Raw genomic sequence first — 3084 nt, forward strand, 5'->3', positions numbered from 1 at the left:
GTCCGCGCCGCCCCGGTCCCGAGGGCAGCAGCGCCCGGATGCCGCGCCCCATGCCCGGCGAGGACTTCGAGGACGGTCCGCGCCGCGGTCCCGAGGGCACCGGGATGCGCCCGCGCCCCATGCCCGGCGACGGTCCCGGCCTGCCCGAGGACGGTCCCCGCAGGCTCGCGCCCGGCGACGGTCCCGCGCCCGACGGCCGGGGTCCGGACGGCCGGGGTCCCGAGGGCACCGGGATGCGCCCCAGGCCCGTCCCGCCCGGCGACGACCGCCAGGCGCGCGCCGAGAGCTTCGCCGACGGCGACGCGGGCAGGCCCCCGCGCAGGCTCGCGCCCGAGAACGGGCGGCAGGGCCCGCACGACGGTCCCCCCAGCCGGTTCGCCGAGGGTGACGAGGGCGCCCCGCCGCTCCCGCCCCCCGGCGTGTCCGCGCTCGGCGGCCCCCCGCCCGGCGTCGGCGGCCCCGAGCCGAGGGAGCAGATCGACCCGGCGAGCCTCACCACCGAGATGGAGGCCATCAGCGACGACATCAAGAAGCTGCGCGAGGTCGACCACACCCTCGCCCGCTTCTCGGCCGTCCACGACGAGCTCGCCGAGCAGGAGCGCCAGCGCAAGGAGCGCAGGCAGAAGCTGATGCCGTGGAAGTCCGAGGTCGACGAGGACGCCACGGAGTACGCCGAGCCGGTGGACCCGGACGACCCCGACGACACCGAGCCCAAGGGCGGCAAGGGCGGCAAGGGCCGCAAGGGGCGGACCGCCAAGCAGAGCAAGATCGTCCGGATCATCAAGGCGATCTCGCTGACCTCGGCGGTGGTGGTGTTCCTGGCCAGCGGGATCGGCTGGGGGGCGATGCTGCACTTCGACAGCAAGATCACCCGGATCGACGCGCTCGGCCAGAACTCGGCGGCCGTGCACCAGGCGGAGAAGCAGCTCGGTGACGAGAACTTCCTCATCATCGGCTCGGACACGCGCGCGGGCGCCAAGGACTCGGACGGGGTGGGCGACACCAGCGAGGTCGTCGGCGCCCGGTCGGACGTGATGATGATCGCCCACGTCCCGGCCGACCGGAAGCGCATGGTGGTGGTGTCGATGCCGCGTGACCTCCAGGTCACGCGGCCCGCGTGCAACAGCTGGGACTCGGCCAGCGACACCTACTCGGACAAGGTGCTGCCCGAGGCGGAGGGCGTGAAGGCCAACGAGGTCTACGCCACCGGCGGCCCGCAGTGCGTCAGCAAGTTCATGACCGAGCTGAGCGGGCTGGACATCAACCGCTTCGTCAGCGTGGACTTCAACGGGTTCAAGGGCATGGTCGACGCCGTCGGGACGGTGGGCGTGTGCGCGCCCACCGTCATGGACGACGGCGAGCTGGGCATGATCTTCGACAAGCCCGGCAAGTACGAGGTCAACGGCCAGAAGGCGCTGGACTTCGTCCGCGCCCGCAAGGTCAAGACCGAGGAGTTCGGCGACTACGACCGGATCAAGCGGCAGCAGCAGTTCCTGTCCGCGCTGCTGCGCAAGGCCATGTCCAGCGAGCTGCTGCTCAGCCCGAGCAAGCTCAACGGCTTCCTCAACGCCTTCGCGTCCTCCACCGCGGGTCAGAACATCGGCGTGGACTCCATGCTGACGCTCGCCCAGTCCCTGCAGGGGCTGGACGCCGGGCGGGTCAGCTTCGTGACCGTCCCCCACCGCACCGACGAGGGCCCGACCCCGAGCAACGACGACAACTTCGAGGTCCTCCAGGAGGACGAGACCAAGGCGCTCTTCCAGGCGGTCATCGACGGCACCCCGCTGCCGGGCGAGGCGCCGACCGAGGGCGGGACCGCGGAGAAGAAGGCCGAGAAGCAGCCGGGCACCGTGGGCGACCCCGGCTCCGTGCGCGTCCAGGTGTTCAACCAGACCTCGGGTGGGTTCGCCCCGAAGAACACCAAGACCAAGCTGGAAGAGGTCGGCTTCAAGGTCACCTACATCGGTGTCGCGGACCAGGCGTCCACCAGGACGTTCATCCGCTACGCCACCGGCAACGAGAACGCCGCCGCGACCCTGCGGGCGGCCGTGCCGGACGCCGAGCTCCAGGTCGACGAGAGCATGGGCGGCGTCGTGGCGCTCATGATGGGCTCCGGGTGGGAGGGCGAGGTCAAGCGCCCGCAGGCCGGTCAGGGCGGCGGCGTCTCCGCCGACAGCGGCACCGGGGACCTGCCCGTGGTGAACGCGGCCGTCGACCCCTGCGCGTGACCGGTCGGCCACCACGCGCGACCCCCTCGGGAGCTCGGACCGTTCCCGCAGCTCCCAGGGGGTGCCGCCGATCATCTGGTCGCCACGGGTTCATCCCCGGTTCACCGGGGAATGTCGCTCGCGCGATCAGGTGGCCCTAGGCTTGGACCATGCGTGAGGCCTACCAAGACCAGCTCGGACAGCTCGCGGAGCGACTGGCCGACATGTGTGCGATGTCCGGCAAGGCGATCGAGCTGGCCACGAAGGCCCTGCTGGAGGCCGACCTGGCCGTCGCCGAGCAGGTGATCAGCGACGACGCCAGGATCGACGAGGTGCGCGCCAGCATCGAGGAGCAGGCGTACGCGCTGCTCGCGCTCCAGGCCCCCGTCGCGACCGACCTGCGCACGGTGCTGGCGGTCATCCACGCCGCCGAGAGCGTGGAGCGGATGGGCGACCTGGCGCTGCACGTGGCGAAGGCCGCGCGGCGCAGGCACCCCAACCACGTGCTGGCCGAGCCGGTCGCCCCCTACTTCGCCGAGATGGGCCGCATCGCGGTCGAGCTGGCGACGGAGGCGACGGACATCATCCGCACCCAGGACGTGGCGCGCGCCCGGTCCCTGGAGGACGCGGACGACGCCATGGACGACCTGCACCGCCACCTGTTCACGGTGATCATGGACAAGGAGTGGCCGCACGGCGTGCCGTCCGCCGTGGACACCACCCTGCTGGGCCGCTTCTACGAGCGGTTCGCGGACCACGCGGTGTCGGTGGCGAAGCGGACCGTGTTCGTGGTGACGGGCAAGATGCCCGGATACGGCGACGAAGAGGCCTGATCGACGACGGAGGGGGCGGGGGCCCCGCCCGCGGGCCCCCCCCC

Annotated in this window: 2 protein-coding genes; both read left to right on the forward strand. The window is 72.2% G+C overall.

The features are described 5' to 3' along the window. The coding region (locus ACTUAL_RS14800; RefSeq protein WP_440900651.1) for an LCP family glycopolymer transferase at window positions 1–2228 on the forward strand (2228 nt) is incomplete at its 5' end. A gap of 149 nt (window positions 2229–2377) precedes the next feature. Beyond that, window positions 2378–3040 (forward strand): phosphate signaling complex protein PhoU, encoded by a 663-nt coding sequence (gene phoU, locus ACTUAL_RS14805; protein WP_096497309.1) that lies wholly within the window; start codon window positions 2378–2380, stop codon window positions 3038–3040. Window positions 3041–3084 lie beyond the last annotated feature (44 nt).

This window comes from Actinosynnema sp., assembly GCF_052038725.1.